Here is a 16,195-nt window from a genome sequence, read left to right on the forward strand (position 1 = left end):
TTTTATGATTTTACCGCTCCCGCCATTCCTTCTACAAAATGGCGCTGAAAAACCAGATATACCACCAATACCGGAATCACCGAAACCAGGACACCAGCACACAGATAACCATAATCTGTTCCATGCTCTCCAACAAACGTCATAATTCCCACTGGAACAGTTTTTTTTGCATTATCATTTATAATAACACTGGCAAGTAAATATTCGTTCCAGGTTGCCAGGAAATCTGTGATAACAAGAGTTGCGACTGCCGGTTTGGAAATAGGCAGAATCACCTTTATAAACAGCTGCCATTTATTGCACCCGTCAAGAAAGGCTGCCTCGTCAATATCCTTTGGAATCCCTTTAAAAAACCCCCTTAAGATCAGAATTCCATAAGAAATACCAAATCCTATGTACACATAAAACAGTCCAAAATAAGTATTCAGTAGTTTAAGTTTGCTGTAAATTACATTAATCGGAACTAACGCCGTCTGCATCGGCAGCATCATACCGATTAAAAAAAATATAAAAATTCCGGTTTTATGCCTGATGTTCAGCCTCGTTATTGCAAATGCCGCCATAGCTTCTACAAAAATGCCGAGAGGCACCTTTAACCCTGAGACGATGAAATCATTTTTCATATAAACAAGCAGGCGCCCTTTAATTAATGCATTTGTAAAATTATTCCATGCGATCTCAGCCGGAAGGCGAAACAGGCTTAATCCGCTGTAAAAATCTTTTTTGGCTTTCATTGCGGTTAGAAATAAGGTTAACATTGGTACAATCCAGATGAATGCTAAAATTGTAAGAATTCCATAGAGCCAGATTTTCTTTCCCACTTTTCGTGACTTTCCCTCCATATTAATTCCCCCTAGTCTTCTTTTGCTGTAAACACCACATACGGTATTATTACTATCATCATTATAAATACCATTACGCATGCGATGGTTGTCCCAACCCCTACATTATTATACTGAAAAGTCTGGGAATACATATAGGTTGAAAGCATCTGGGTAGCATTGTTTGGCCCACCGCCTGTCAGGCCCTGAATCACATCGAACACTTTTAAAGCTGAGACAATTAACGTTGCGATTACGATTACAAAGCTCTCTTTTAACAGCGGCACCGTAATATCGAAAAATTGCTTCATACCGGAGGCTCCGTCAATTCTTGAGGCTTCCAATACATCTGATGAGATTGCCTGCAGCCCTGCTAAAAAAAGAATCATGGGCTGACCAACAGCCTGCCACAAAGCAGCAACAAATATGGCATAAAGACTGACTTTCGGATCGGAAATCCAGCTTTGGGAAAAATCTATTTCTAAAACCTTCATAAGTTGATTAATGAAGCCAAAATTCGGATTGTATATCCATCTCCATATAATAGATACCGCAATTGGAGCAATTACACAAGGGAAATAGAAGAATCCACGAAAAAAAGTACGTCCCCGGAACTGTTTATTTAAAATGACTGCAAATTCCAATGAAACTGTCATAGTAATTAAAATCGTCAGTATAATCCAAATAAGATTATTTTTAATTGAAATCAAAAAGATTGGATCTGACTGAAATAAATGTATGTAATTGAAAAATCCAATAAACTCTTTTTTTCCTATTCCGTTCCACTTAAACAAACTGATAAAGAAGGAATAAAAAACCGGAACAACAATAACCGATAAATAAATAATACCAGCAGGCAGAATAAATAAATATGCGCTCCAATCCCTTTTTTTACTATCTCCCATAATAATCTCTCCTCGAATCCCGTGCGTACAACGTTTTACTGAAAACGGACAGCTTGTCTTAAAACTGCCCGTTTTCATCTTATGAACTTATTATTTCGCCCGATAAGCCTCTATTGCCTCCTGAATTTTGGAGGCTCCGTCTGCAGGTTCCATCTGACCATTGGCAATCGCATCCTGAACATTAAATAAAGCATCCGCTACTTCTGTTGGAAATGCCTGATCTGTAATAGTGAAGGTTCCATTGGCTTCTGCTGCTGCCAGCATATCCGCAACATTCGGCTGACCCTCCGGCATCTTTGCTTCCTTGTTGGGAAGGGGCAGATTATAGTACTCAGCATATTTTTTTACATTTTCCTCATTATAGTAATAATCCATAAATTTCATACATGCGTCTAACTGAGTATCTGTATTTTTTGCATTAAACTGAGTCATCTCAGCAAATGCAGATAACCTGTCAGAACCGCCGGATGGAAATGCAAATGTTCCGTACAAATTCATGTCCTGTTCATCCTGAACAATCACTCCATCGTACCACTGCCCCTGTATATCCATAGCCGCACTCCCTGAAAACAAAGCCATCTTTGTGTCATTGGGGTCTGTTGTAACAAAGCCTTCTGGGAAATAACCTTTCTCACAGAACTCTTTGTACTTTGTTAAAGCTGAAATGACAGCCTCACAATTATAACTGGTGCTGAATGTATTCAATGAATCATGAAGTTCACTCCCTGCGTAATGCTCAATTAATAACTCCACGAATCTCATTACATGCCAGCCGTTAAGGCCCGCTGTAGATATGGGCGTAATACCATTTTCTTTTAATTTTGCACAGGCCGTCTCAAATTCTTCAAAGGTTGCCGGTACCTTAATACCATATTTTTCAAAAATATCTTTTCGATAATAAACATCCAATACATTATAGCTTGTGGGATAGCCTGACAATTGTCCGCTTAACTGGCAAAGATTTAATACACCGGAACTAAAACGATCTGCCCAGCCATTGTTTTTTGCATACTCTGTCAAATCATAGGAAAGACCGTTTTCCGCGTAAAATCCCCCCAGACTTCCGCCCCAGTTAAACCACATATTAGGTAGCGTTCCGGAAGAAGCCGCCACCTTACATGCATCCTTGATTCCATCTGTATCATAGTAGGAAACAGTTACTTTAATATCCTTATTGGCAGCATTAAAGGCCTCTGCAATTGACTCGACCGCATTCTGCCTTGTATTCAGTGTCCAGAATGAAACCTCTGTTACTCCTTCCTTCGAACCTCCTGACTGGCTTTTTGTTTGTTCTGTTTCTGACTCCGATTCCTGCAATCCTTTTTTGCCTGTGCATCCGCCAATTACCCCGGAAATCACGGTTGCCGCCACCAGCAGGAATGCAATACCCCTTTTCCCTTTCATAAATACCTCCTCTTCATTGAATGCGTGGTTTTTTAAACTTCTAAATTAATTCTTTAAATTAATTCTAAACTTACTTTAACATATCCAAAACCATTTTTCAATAACTTTTTGTATTATTTGTATATTATAAGAGACTTTATTAGATTTGTTTTGGCACATATCATATATGAAACACAACATTATATAGTTTTTCTTTTAAACTTCTATTTAAAAATTATAAACGCCAGGTGCTTTTATTTACACCTGGCGCTATCTTAATATGTTATTTAATTATTTTACGCTGTTTCCCTCTATAAGCCTGCAGTCAGACATTAATTTAAATTTCACAGGAATATTCTCTGTTATCTCCTTTTGCAGTAGAAACGTTGCCATATGAGCTCTGTTTATATGATCAATCTTTATAACAGTCAGCTTACTGTCATATGTGGCATAGTCAGGTACCTCATCCACTCCGATCAGAGAAATATCCTCCGGTATGGAGATTCCCAGCGAATTCATCGCTTTTATAACTCCGATGGACACCTGATAATTTTCCATAACGAACGCATCCGGCAGTGGATTTTTTTGCAGATACCGTTTCATTCTCTCGCAAACATCTTCAATCGTATTTCCGAGGGGAACCATCATGTCCGGATTATATGTCAGATTATGAGCAGCCAGTGCTGACAGAAAGCCTTCTCTTCTCTGTAAAAAGTTAAAAATTTCAGTTTCATTCGCCAGATATACTATTTTCCTGCATTTTCTTTTCAGCAGATATTCAACAGCCAGCCTGACTGCAGAAATATTATCAATGCATACCCGGTGATGAAAATTATCTTCAAAGTCATTGTCAGTTATTATCATGGGTTTTTGAATGTTTTTCAGCAGTTCATAATCCTGTTTCTGCATTTCCGTTGCACACAAAATGACTCCTGCAACGCTGCTCATATTACAATCATTGACCACAGCTTCCACAGAATCAGTCAAAACATTAACATAGGTAACTCCCAGAGAATAATCCATTTTCTTAATTTCCCGGTCAAAGACTGCCAGGACCTCTGTCCACAAAGAATTATAAGCTACCTTTAAATCCCGGTGCATAAATATAACTTTTATGACCTGCTTTTCCTTTCCTATCGCAGAGGCTGTTTCCGCCATTTTATTTTCCAGATGCGTTTTATAAGCAAGAATTTCCTGTCTCGTCTGCTCACTGACACCAGGCTTTCCATTTAAGGCCAGTGAAACAGTTGCTTTAGATATCTGAAGTTCTCTGGCAATATCCGCTGCTTTTACTTTCATTCTTATGGTCTCCTCCTGGTAGATATAGTCATAGCATAAATCTACTTATCAAGTTTAAACGTTTTCAACATTTCAGTCAATATATTTGTTTAATATTTTTCAAGTCCAGAAGCTAAATACACCTTATGTATATAAAAACACAGCCGTCATATGGCGGCTGTGTTTTTATAACTATAACAGATCAGTAATGTATTCCACATCAGTCCTCGTTTTTATTTCCAGTTTTGTAATCATCTCTCGCCCAGCTTGGAGCATTGACGGGACCTGCTTTTTCACTGCTGTTTTTTGCAGCTCCCTGAATCTCAGGAACCATGGCCTGTTCATTCTTTGGGTGATGCATTTTTTCGTGATTTTCCGTTCCATGATTTTTGGGATCATAGGGACTTGGTCTTCTCATTCCTGCTTTTGCCATTTTCTTACCTCCTGTGTGACATTAGTTTCTGTAGTCATCAGGAAAATATACAGAAAAAAATTTTTATTTCATATTACGGAATCCGCGGCTGGCTCCGTCTCCGATGTATAAAATATCATCAAAAGCGGATACGTTCAGTCTTCCTTCCCTGTTTAAGTATTCTTCCGCTACAAGACGGCCCTTTATTTTAGCCAGAATATTTGTAATTCCTATATGATTTTCGCTTTCAATTACTTCCGTCAGGCTGCATTCAATGGAAATTGGGCATTCTTTTATTACTGGAGCATGAATCACCTCAGATGCAACCGGTGTAAGACCGATGCTGTCAAATTTTTTGCACTCTGCTCCTGTTTTGCTGCCGCAAAAATTTACTGCCTCTTCCATGCTGCTGTCTGCAATATTTACCACAAAATCCGATACTTCTTTAATCCGCTTTATGCCATATCCTTTTGAAGAAAAACCCAGCGCCATCATATCCTTTAAGGTGTAGGATGAAGACACAGTTGTCACATTGGGAGTCCCATCTGTATCGTAATAGCTTACAAGTACAACAGGAAATCCATAATACAGCTTTTCATAATTTACATATACCTTGTTCATGTCTGCCTCCATATCAATTTATATCATTTTAGTAAGTCAGCTCTTACTTTTCCATCATAGCAAAAAAAATCCACCCAGGATGTTGCACACGCAACATCCTGGGTGGAACCTGTCACTTAATACCTGGTTGTAAACAGAAAACGGCTTATTTCCTCCATCTGCGCAAAGCAGTTTTCAAATAGCATCCGGTAGCTTTCGCAGAAATAATTGTCCTCCACTCCATCTCTGCAGCGATAGCAGCCGCCGCGGCAGAGCGAAAACCAGCGGCACTGTCTGCAGTCTTCGGAATGATTCTGGGACCGCTCAATAAAGCCAATCTCTGATCTTCGTTCCTGGATTTTTACCATTGTATCCTGGTTTAGATTTCCCAGCTTAAACTCATCCAGCACATAAAAATCACAGGGATAGACTCCGCCGTCTGCCTCTACCACATTCTGAATCCCGCATACCCCTCGTTGTTCACAGGATTCCGGTTCATATTTTAAGAGGATTCCGATATAGTTTTCAAACTGCCTGATATAGGGCTGTTTTCCCCGTTTCCAGTCCTTATACCATAGGTGAAAAAGCTTAACCAAGAACTCACCATACGCCTTTGGGGTAAGGGAGTATGTTCTTTGTCCACGAATCTCCCCAAGAGGGTCCAGGCAGGCAATAAACTGTAAATATTCCCAGCCATTCCTCTTGTATTCCTTATAAATGGAGACAATATTTTCTGCCGTATCTTTATTGACTACTGTAAGTATATTGAAATCCACACCGCTTTTCTTCATCAGCCTGGCTGCATGGAGAACCTTCTGGTATGTTCCTTCTCCCTTTTGGTCATGCCTGTACTTATCATGTGTGCCTTCCGTTCCATCGACGGATAAACCCACCAGAAAGTGATTTTTTTTAAAGAATTCACACCATTCCTCGGTAATCGCATATCCATTGGTCTGAATGGCAAATTCAATTTTTAAATTATTAACGTTATACTGTTTTACTAATTCCACTGCCTCTTCATAAAAATCAATTCCACAAAGTGTTGGTTCACCACCCTGGAAAGCGATTCCAACACTCTGCTCTCCATAAGAAAGTGCTTTGCGAATCACATTGGCCAAGGTCTCTTTTGACATCAAACCGTAAGAGGCCTGCTTCCTTTTTTGTGTCTCATCACAATAAAAACAGTAATCGCATTCCATATTGCACAGCCCGGAAGCTGGTTTTATCAATAAATTCACCGGCGGCATACAACCGTTTCCTCCTTGCCTTTTAAGATAACTGATAAATATTATAGCAGCAAATCATCATAATTTCCGCCATCAGTACAATAAAAAGTTTGTTCACTGTAATCTCACGGAGCCGTTTACAGACCTTTCTGCCAATCGCCCCTCCTGCAATGCCGCTAAGTACCATAACCGCAAGGATCAGAAAACTGAATTCCGGTATCTGGCTGGCTGCAATGGATTGAATCAGACTGGCTGCCTGGGAGAACAGAATAATGTACAGAGAATTTTGCCCAGCGGTTTTCGTGTCCATAGAAAAGAAATAAAACAGGACCACCAGATTAATGGGGCCTCCCCCAATTCCAAGAAAAGAGGACAGAATTCCCAAAACAAAACCGATAATAATACAAACTACTTTATTCGTGATATGGTGGGTTTTAATTCTGTCTTTCTTAATCGTATAAAGTAATGTTCCCATAGTAATAAGTAAAAGGCACACCGCCTGTACAGAACCAACCTGATCCCGGTCAGGAAAGCTGCTGGCTACCATATGAAACATTACTTTTCCTGCCACGCCCCCAGCTGCTGCACCGATTGCCAGAGGGGTACCAGTTGTTTTGTCAACAGAAGAATCTCCGCCTGAAATTGATTTTAACACAGAAAAGCAGGCCATGGCAAGCACTGTGCAGCCGGATAGAAAACTTATGGCTTCCACACTCAGCAAACCAAATGCATCTAAAAGAGGCTTTATGATCACCCCGCCTCCAATACCGCAAACCGCCCCTGCCGTGGAAGCACTTAAACCAATCAGTCCAAACAATATATATTCATGCAGCTTCATAATTTTCACCGACTCCATTTATTTTATGATGAATTTTCTCTAAACCGGGTAACCTGCCAAGACAGCTGTTAATCTTCCTTTATCAGAACAGCGCTTAAAATACCCGGACATTTGTAAGCTCTCTTTCCAGCACCCAAACCGGTTCTGCACGTGGTGTAATGACCGGGAAGCTGCTCATCCGTACGGATCGCAGCGGCAATTGCGGCTCCAGTAGGAGTAACCAGTTCCCCTTCCACTTCAGTCGTGTGAAGATTCAGCTTATGTGCCAGGTCAATATTTTTCACTGCAGGCACTGGAACAGACAACAGACCGTGGCGGCAGCGGATGGTTCCAGTCCCATCGCAAATCTCCGGAATGATGGTTCTGCTGATACCCAGATTGTCAAAGCAGACTGCCGCTGCAACGATATCTGCAATGGAATCTACCGCTCCCACTTCATGAAAGTGGACTTGTTCTACCGGAACTTCATGGGCTTTCGCTTCTGCATGTGCAAGAATTGTAAATATCTTTACTGCCAGTGCTCTTGCACCCGGGGTCATATCTGCCCTTTGTATCATTTCTCTTATTTCCACAATTCCTCTGCACTCATGGTCATAATGATGGGCTTCGTCATGAGAATTCCCCTTTTCTGCACCATGAAGATACTCCATATCATGATCGTGGTTTTCATGTTTTTCATCTAAGATTACATTAAAATCACAGGCATTGTGTCCGGACTTTTCCACTCTGCTTATTTTCACTTCAAATCCCTGAACCAGAAGACTTTCTAATGCTTTTAACATAACAGCCCTGTCAGCTCCCAAATCCAGCATGGAAGCGACAAACATATCTCCGCTGATCCCATAACTGCAATCCAAATATAATGTATTGTTCATATCTGCTGCCTCCTGTTGTTTGTGAGATTCATTCTAACATTTTTACACAAATATATGTGACAATTTTACTCAAACGTTTGCATAGACAGTAATCGAAATGTTATACTAAATCCTGTATAATTGCATTACAGGAGGAGCTTCCATGACATTGAAAGAAATAGCAAATTTAGCGGGTGTGTCGGTATCGACTGTTTCCCGTGTAATAAATAATAACAATTCCAAAGCCGCCAGCAAAGAAGTACAGGATACCATATGGCGCATTGTCCGGGAAACCAATTACACGCCCAATACGGCAGCACGTAATTTAAAGCTGAACAGAGATCCCGATGGCCTTTCGGCCCCTGTGAAAACAATTGGCTGTATCTTTGCACGGTCAAACAGCACCACTGATGATCCCTTCTTTTCAAAGATAGCAAGATCCATTGAACAGGAGGTTTACAGACAGGGATATATTATGAAATATTCCTTCTCCGCTTATGATATAAACGATGCCGCCACTTATCAGGTCATAACAAACAACCGGGTAAATGGCATCGCAGTTCTGGGCCGGTTCGATAAGGATCTGCTGGAATTCATCAAAAAGCAGTATAAACACGTTGTTTATGTGGGACTGAATAAAATCGATACCGAGTTTGATCAGATCGTAAGCGACGGATATCAGGCATCTATGGCGGCAATTCAATACCTTCATAAGCTGGGTCACAGTTCCATTGCTTATGTGGGAGAAAAGCAGAAAGAATTAAGATACCAGGGGTATCTGGATGCCATGAAAGACTTAAAGCTGCCTGTTTTAAGGGAACATATCATAGCAGCCCCCATGTCCCCGGAGGGGGGATATAACGGTGTAAAAGCATTTCTCCAGAAACATGAGGAAAAAACTGTCACCGCGTTATTTTGTGCCAATGATTCCACTGCAATCGGTGCAATGAAAGCCATTAAAGACTGTGGTTTTCGCGTACCACAGGATTTTTCAATCATCAGTATAGATGATATTGATACTGCCCAGTACCTGTCTCCCATGCTTACCACAATCCGTATTCCAATGGAGGAATTGGGAAAGATGGCGGCTAAGATCCTGATTGACCGGATTGAGAATGGAAAAGGTATTCATGCCACTATAGAACTCCCGTTTCAGATTATCACAAGAGAAAGCTGCTGCAAATTAAGCAGGATCCGAAGAACATAACCATGCCAGTTTTTTCACAAGGAATCGGAACGTAATTGCGTTCCGATTCCTTTTTTCATTTCAGGCTTCAGCTTAAAACTTTTTTAATCCGCTTTATCTCTGAGATCAGTTCCTGCCTGTCGGGTGTATGGCTGTTGCTGATATAAAACCTGGTTGCTGCATTGGCAATGGCAAGACGTTCCACTGCCTTTAAATCGCCAAGACAGGCGGCAATGTATCCGCCATTAAACGTATCCCCGGCTCCTGTGGTTATAGCTGGTGCATCGCAGTAATCCTGTTCCAGTAATTCCACTCCCTCTGATTTCGATGACATCACTGCATATTGAGGGGTATGTACAATCAGCTCATCAAGCCCGATTATGTTCCTGATGAACTCGGTATCCCCGGCAAACTCTTCACTGTTCTCAGAGAATTTCCGGTCATAATAGGAAAATAATATAACAGCTTCGTGCTCATTTAAGCTGAGACTCACCGGAATTTTATGGTTAATTCTCTCTAAAACGCGGAAGGTTCCATGAATCGCCTCTTTGCTCCGCTTCTTAATATTTGCAAAATCGAAGAATAATCTTCTGGGCCGGTTTGTATGAAAATAGTTCTCGGTAAGTTCCGTCATAAAGGTGTCAAAATCAGGCATGTTAGACCAGTAACCCAGGGATACAATATCCGCATTTAATAAAATCTTTTGTAATTGCTCATGCCCGATCATGCGTAAGAAGTCCTGCCATGTAAAGTTTAACAGTTCGTCTAAGTTGGGCATCATTATTTTTCCGTCGGTAAATTCAAGGATTGTACTGACGACTGGATCCCCAACGGAGATCAGATTGCATTTCTCCTGCAGATCATGAAAGATCTTATCAATTTCTTCTTTTCCATACATTCCAATCAGGGTTGTGGGCAAATTCATATTTCCAAGAGTTTTTCCGGTATTGGCGGTAAACCCGCCATAGCTTCTTCTCTTTTTAATCAGCTCATTTGCCATACCGCCTTCCCTGCGGTTTACAATGAGATTTCCAAACTCCTGCATTTTATCAATGAGAATGTAGTTGTTATCCTGGGTTCTTGTCTCCACAACCTGCCATACCTGATCAATGAAACCATCAATTCCAAGAACAATTTCCCCGCTTAGGTTCCTTATATACGCTTCTAAAATTCCTTCTTCCATCGTAACCCATTTACTATGCTGCATTAATCCACCAGTCCTTATTCCATGTTTTAAAATATTAATGATGATGATACATGTTGTCTCCGCTGTATACCTCGTCCTTCATCATAAGATGAACAGCTGCTGTTTTAAAAGCCTTTGGAAGTGCCAGGATATTCGGATTTGATCCCACATATTTGAGTTTTGCATCAGCCAGTGCTTCTTCAATGGTTGCTCTTGTTTTTAATCCCATTCCTCTGGCATAACCTGGCTGTTCTGCTCCCACAATGTAGATGGCCGAAGTATTTTTCTCAGCCAGATGTCCGCAGGAAATCATGGAAAAGCCGTGGAACGGGTGAAATGCATTGGTATAACGGTATTTTCTGATATACTCTTCGTTTGTGGCAAAATATTCTCCAAGGCGGTTCATATCAGGAAGTGTATTCATGTGATCCGTCTGGAACATCTCATACATCTGTCTGGTATATGGCCATAACTCTTCATGGAAATAGCCGTTGCAGGTGGAAGCACAGATAATGACACAGTTGTCGCTCATCACTCTCTTATGACGGATCACCTGTGCAGAAAGAGCCTGCATCAGCATAATCGGATTGGTTCCCATTCCGTCTCCATAATGAAAGAATTGAGGCATTCCGAAAATCATAACGTCATATTTCTTTTCAGCAAATGGCACGTAAGTTCTCTTATCCGCTGTTTTCCAGGAAACAGGCTGCATCTCTTTTGCATAACCGCTGTTAATTTCAATCTGCCTGGAGTTGGTATCAAGCACGGCATCACAACAGAAAAACTTCTTGCCCATGCAGGTTTCCATATACTCGCCGATTTCATCGAATTTTGATCTCATTAATGATTTTCCGCTGACCGGAACAAAATCAGCCCGGTGCATAACTTCAGGAACATGATGAGAACCAATGGACTTCCAGTGGGTAATTCCGGTAGAACAATGCTTATAGCCGCCGGAATAGCCACCGTAGGGGTTGCCCTGGGTATGTCCGATCAGGATGGCAACATCACTGTCATATACATATTTATTCATGATGACCGGATCGCCCCGGTCTGTAACTCCTAAATCAACCAGGTGATCATAATCTTCACTGTCGTGATTAATAATCTGATGGGTGAACCAGAATTCATGGAATAAATCCTTTCCCAGGATATTAAAAATCTCTTCCTTTGTATTCTTCCTGTGGAGACCATTGGAACAGATTAAAAGAATGTCCTTCTTTTCCACTCCTGCACTGTATAATTCCTGAAGAATTAATTTTATGGAAATTTTACGGTGAGCCGTAGCCTGTTCTCCGCCCTTTACCCTGTCTGGAAAAATAATTGTTACTTTTGATCCCTTTTTTCCAAGTTTGGTTAACGGTTCCATTCCGATTGGATTACGAATGGATTCAAGGGTCCTGGCTTCCAGCTGGTCCTCCGGTATATAAGGCGGATCCGCAATGGTTTCTCCAGGTATAAATACATCGGTGTCATCCGGTAGTTCGGCATTGACAAAACCATGTCCATATTCAAATTGTAATTTCATTTTAAGCACCCCTCTTTCTCTATCCTAAATATGTACGTATAATTTCCAGATACTCCTCCGGGTAAAAACCAATGTCTCCCGAAAATCTCGTAAGTGCGATGAGGCCTCCGTCAATTTCAGGGATGGAGGCGAGCATGCCGGCGTTGTCCGTTTTTAGTCCCCCGCCATAGGTTACCGCAATCCCGCTTTTTACTTCTTTGATGAAACAGGCTATTTTTCTTATGTATTCCCTGTCAGGCGGTGTTTTTCCAGGTCCGATGGCCCATACTGGCTCATAGGCGACTGCCACTTTACTGATGTCCACCCCATCTAACCCGATGGTCAGCTGACTTTTTAAAACTTCCTTCCAGTTCTCCTGCTGGTCAGCTGTTTCACCAATGCAGTAAAGCACGGAAAGCCCCGCCTGGATTGCTGCCTTAATCTCCTTGTTTAAAATACGGTTCACTGCATCAGAGTCGGTTACTCCCGCTTCGGACAAAATACCTGACTTGTCCTTTCTTTCCTCAAAATGACCGATAATTGTGCTGTCACAGCCAATTGCTTTCATGGAATTGCCGGTTCTCTGGGTGGTAAAGGCACCAAAGTTCGCTCCTTTGGCCGTATCCTCACGAAATACACTCTGACAGCCGATCTTAAGGTTTGAATCTTCTTTCCGTTCCTGAACCGCATTGATAATATGCGCTTCCGGCATATACATTACAAACTCCACGTCATCGGCGTTATACTCTTTCAACTCTTCCTGGACTTTACCAACAATATATGCGCCCCACTCCTTTGGGCTGGCTATGCTGTTAACTCCGCTGTATTCCCTTGGAATATCAAATCGTTTTAAATTTAAAAATATATGCTTCATGGCATTCCTTTCCGGTTACTTTCTATATTTACGGATCATATCATCGGTAGTCAGTTGTTCCACCAAAGACGCTTTGCCAACAGAGCCGAATTCCACAATTAAAGTTCCGACAACTTCCTTTACGCCCTGTTCGATACACTCTCCCAGTGTTCGGATGTCATCATCCGTTTCAATCCCCTTCATCACCGTATCCATAATAGGGGTAAGGAATACCCTGGGATCAAATGCAGATTTCTTTTCTTCCATCAGTTCATATATTTTCCCAACGGATGGGCTGTTTTTCTTATCCGGATGCTGATAGAAATATTCCCGTAAATTCCTTGTTACTGCCAGACGCAAATCGGTATCAACATTGATTTTTCCTATCCCGCATGCAATTGCCTGTTTGATTTCATTTACTGATATGCCATCTGCATTGGTAATCTCACCGCCAAGAGAATTGATCCCGTCAACAATATATTTGGGAACAGTTGAGGAGCCATGGGATACTAATACTCCAAATATTTTTTCATGTCTTAAGCATTCTTTGATTGCAATGACGATTTCTTTGCGGAGTTTTACGTTCTTGCCTTTTACCGCTCCATGCATGGTTCCGTAGGAAATTGCAAGACAGTCAACCTCTGTTTTTTTGAAAAATTCAATTGCCTTCATGGGATTGGTGTAAGTGGAAGCATCAGAAAACACATGATCTTCCACTCCGGCCAGAACTCCCAGTTCCCCCTCTACTGATACGCCCCGTTCATGTGCATATTTAACAACCTCACGAGTCAGTTCCACGTTCTCATCAAAGGGAAGTGATGAACCATCAATCATTACCGAAGTATAACCGCCGTCAATTGCTGCTTTTACTGAATCAAAATCTTTTCCGTGGTCTAAATGAAGAACAATGGGAACGGGTGAATAAGCACCATATTTATAGACGGCTGCTCCGATGTTCTTTGCACCAATGCGTTTGTCCTCAATGGTTGAGTTTAAAAAATCTGTTCTTCCGCCCATAAAACCGTTGGCTAAATCTGCTCCCTGTAATATGACCGGACTTCTTAACATTTCATGAACCTCAATTGCTGCTTTAATCTGGGATACTGCATTTACATTGAATGCGCCTTGTGCGAACTGATATTTGTCGGTTGCCTCCAAGAGAGGTCTTAATGGTATAATTGGCATAGTTTTTTCCCCTTTCGACTGTACACTCTGATCTTTATCAAATTATAGTTGATTAAAAATTCCATTTCTATAACTCTTTAGTCAAACGTTTTCGTAAACCTTTTTTCGTAACTGTAATGATTGATCTATTCTGCTGGAACCAGATATTCTTTAATCTTCTGATAATCTTCTCCGTTATAGCAGACGATTTCATAGGATTCTATTTCAGGATTACTGAAAACTCTGGTAAGACCGATAAACTGGGTCAGCTTTGATGCTAAGTTCAGTACATCCTTATCATCTGTAATCAGTTCCACTCTTCCCTGGCAGGTTGCCAGCGCCCTGAAAAAAGCATCGATGTCTTTAATCTGTTTCACTCTCATTGTTATTTCCTCCCTGGTTTTATGATTTATTGTTCATTCAGCCGTTTTCTCATCAGTACTGCCCATGGTGTGGGCTGAAATGGTTTCTTGCTTTTAACCGGATTCTCAAGTTCCTTAAGACCAGACGGAATCCATCTTTCATCGGGATTATCATAATCGCATTTCATCAGGATTCGAAGCTGCTTCATCACCCAGTTTTCGTGTTCCATCACCTGATCATAACTTTTATAGGAATCAGCCTTTTGCCTGAGTTTTTCTGCAATCTCAGGAAACCGGGCAATTACATTATGCTCTTCATTTAAATCCTGTTCTAAATCATAGAGCACGTCATCCTCTGGAAATCCTGAATAAGTAATATACTTCCACTGCTGATAACGAACCAGCCTTCCAAGGGAGGTCTCTCCATTGCTTAAATATGTATACAGTTCACTGACTACCATCCGGTCTTCATCCTGGCTGTTCTCCCTGATCTGGGCAGAAATATCTTTCCCATCCCCTTCTAAAATCTCCGCTCCGGTCAATCCGCAGATGGTAGGCCCCATATCTAAAAGGCTGGTGGGGCTGTCAATCCTTCGCCCGGCTGGAATATTACTCCCCTGAATTAAGAAAGGAATGTGGGCTGACGGTTCATAAAATACCTGCTTGCCGTAATATCCATGTGTGCCATTCATATCACCATGATCGGAAACATAAATAAATATCCCCTCATGACCAGTCCGTTTTAAATATTGCTGAAATGCCTCATATACTGTTCCGATATGCCGGTCCTGCTGCTCAACCAGACCGTAATAAGCCGCACGTGCTGCTCTGGCCACTTCCGGATCTGCTTCAGTAAATTTACCATCAAGAGCGGGATGCCCCTCATAGGTCTCTGAAACATCCTCCAGGCAGACTTTGTCATAATAATACTCATAGAGTTCTTCCGGAGCCACATAAGGGAAATGGGGTCCATAGGTTCCTACTGTAATAAACTGCGGTCTTTCATGTTCCCTGCTTAAGTAATCCAGTGCTCCATCTACAACATAGCGGTCATATGCAAGAACTGGAGAATCCCCGCCGCCGATATAGTAAAGCGAGCTGTTCTCATCAAATCCCGTTACTTTTGATTTGTTTTCCATCTCCTCTTTTGTTTTTGGAGCATTGTTGTGAAATACGGGAGTCCTCTCCTTTGCAATGCGCTTTGCATAACCATGACGCTGATCGGGTCCGACAAAATGCATGCGGCCGCAAAGTACCGTTTCATAACCGGATACCGTCAGGCTGTGAAGAAAGGTAGCACTGTCAGAATGAATGGAGTTAAAATTAAACAAAACACCATTATTACTGGGAAGCTGTCCTGAAATCATGGAGGCCCGGGCTGGTACACACAGTGGACATGCCGTATATGCATTGGTAAGTGCTGTCCCTTCCCTGGCTATGCGATCTAAGTTGGGAGTTCTTACTATCTTGTTTCCGGCATACCCCTGCAAATTGTAGGAATGCTGATCTGACATGTAGAGTAAAACGTCCATCATAACGTTTATTTTCCTTCCGTTCTATTTTTTAATTAATTTAATTTATTATATCATTACAACGAAATAATTTCAATATCTACTGTCA

General features: G+C 41.4%; 16 protein-coding genes. 1 reads left to right on the forward strand and 15 read right to left on the reverse strand.

Features of this window, described 5'->3' with window-relative positions; genetic code table 11:
- Positions 1-2: 2 nt before the first annotated feature.
- From ABS301_RS13620 to larC, 9 genes are all read right to left on the reverse strand, one after another.
- A complete protein-coding gene (locus ABS301_RS13620; protein ID WP_349672723.1) occupies positions 3-842 on the reverse strand; it encodes a carbohydrate ABC transporter permease in 840 nt (279 codons plus the stop codon).
- 11 nt (positions 843-853) lie between these two features.
- Entirely contained in the window at positions 854-1,726 is an 873-nt protein-coding gene (locus ABS301_RS13625; RefSeq protein WP_349672724.1) for a carbohydrate ABC transporter permease, read from the reverse strand.
- Between the two features lie 90 nt (positions 1,727-1,816).
- Positions 1,817-3,130, reverse strand: coding sequence for an ABC transporter substrate-binding protein (locus ABS301_RS13630; protein WP_349672725.1), 1,314 nt, complete (start codon positions 3,128-3,130; stop codon positions 1,817-1,819).
- Positions 3,131-3,400: 270 nt separating this feature from the next.
- Positions 3,401-4,408: a LacI family DNA-binding transcriptional regulator gene (locus ABS301_RS13635; RefSeq protein WP_349672726.1), complete on the reverse strand. Its 1,008-nt coding sequence runs from the start codon at positions 4,406-4,408 to the stop codon at positions 3,401-3,403.
- 199 nt (positions 4,409-4,607) lie between these two features.
- Entirely contained in the window at positions 4,608-4,820 is a 213-nt protein-coding gene (locus ABS301_RS13640) for a hypothetical protein (RefSeq protein ID WP_349672727.1), read from the reverse strand.
- Positions 4,821-4,883: 63 nt separating this feature from the next.
- On the reverse strand, positions 4,884-5,420 hold the full coding sequence (locus ABS301_RS13645) for a flavin reductase family protein (protein ID WP_349672728.1): 537 nt from the start codon (positions 5,418-5,420) through the stop codon (positions 4,884-4,886).
- A 116-nt stretch (positions 5,421-5,536) separates the two neighbouring features.
- Positions 5,537-6,646, reverse strand: coding sequence for an anaerobic sulfatase maturase (locus tag ABS301_RS13650; protein WP_349672729.1), 1,110 nt, complete (start codon positions 6,644-6,646; stop codon positions 5,537-5,539).
- Positions 6,647-6,668: 22 nt separating this feature from the next.
- Positions 6,669-7,463, reverse strand: coding sequence for a sulfite exporter TauE/SafE family protein (locus ABS301_RS13655; RefSeq protein ID WP_349672730.1), 795 nt, complete (start codon positions 7,461-7,463; stop codon positions 6,669-6,671).
- A 68-nt stretch (positions 7,464-7,531) separates the two neighbouring features.
- Positions 7,532-8,338 (reverse strand): nickel pincer cofactor biosynthesis protein LarC, encoded by an 807-nt coding sequence (gene larC, locus ABS301_RS13660; protein WP_349672731.1) that lies wholly within the window; start codon positions 8,336-8,338, stop codon positions 7,532-7,534.
- A 142-nt stretch (positions 8,339-8,480) separates the two neighbouring features.
- On the opposite strand from larC, the gene ABS301_RS13665 reads away from it, so the two are divergent.
- Positions 8,481-9,524 carry a LacI family DNA-binding transcriptional regulator gene (locus ABS301_RS13665; protein ID WP_349672732.1) on the forward strand — a complete coding sequence of 348 codons (1,044 nt, stop codon included), beginning with the start codon at positions 8,481-8,483 and terminating at the stop codon, positions 9,522-9,524.
- Positions 9,525-9,591: 67 nt separating this feature from the next.
- Here ABS301_RS13665 and ABS301_RS13670 read toward each other — a convergent pair whose 3' ends face one another.
- The 6 genes from ABS301_RS13670 to ABS301_RS13695 form a co-directional block, all read right to left on the reverse strand.
- Positions 9,592-10,710 (reverse strand): PfkB family carbohydrate kinase, encoded by a 1,119-nt coding sequence (locus tag ABS301_RS13670; RefSeq protein ID WP_349672733.1) that lies wholly within the window; start codon positions 10,708-10,710, stop codon positions 9,592-9,594.
- Between the two features lie 34 nt (positions 10,711-10,744).
- Positions 10,745-12,217, reverse strand: a complete 1,473-nt coding sequence (locus tag ABS301_RS13675) for a lactate racemase domain-containing protein (RefSeq protein WP_349672734.1) — start codon at positions 12,215-12,217, stop codon at positions 10,745-10,747.
- Between the two features lie 19 nt (positions 12,218-12,236).
- Positions 12,237-13,070, reverse strand: coding sequence for a triose-phosphate isomerase family protein (locus tag ABS301_RS13680; protein ID WP_349672735.1), 834 nt, complete (start codon positions 13,068-13,070; stop codon positions 12,237-12,239).
- A gap of 15 nt (positions 13,071-13,085) precedes the next feature.
- Positions 13,086-14,234, reverse strand: coding sequence for a class II fructose-bisphosphate aldolase (locus tag ABS301_RS13685; RefSeq protein ID WP_349672736.1), 1,149 nt, complete (start codon positions 14,232-14,234; stop codon positions 13,086-13,088).
- A gap of 125 nt (positions 14,235-14,359) precedes the next feature.
- Positions 14,360-14,596, reverse strand: a complete 237-nt coding sequence (locus tag ABS301_RS13690) for a polya polymerase (protein WP_349669356.1) — start codon at positions 14,594-14,596, stop codon at positions 14,360-14,362.
- 26 nt (positions 14,597-14,622) lie between these two features.
- Positions 14,623-16,110, reverse strand: a complete 1,488-nt coding sequence (locus tag ABS301_RS13695) for a sulfatase-like hydrolase/transferase (protein WP_349672737.1) — start codon at positions 16,108-16,110, stop codon at positions 14,623-14,625.
- Positions 16,111-16,195: the final 85 nt, after the last annotated feature.

Source organism: Lacrimispora sp., from assembly GCF_031982545.1.
Classification (GTDB): Bacteria; Bacillota; Clostridia; order Lachnospirales; family Lachnospiraceae; genus Lacrimispora.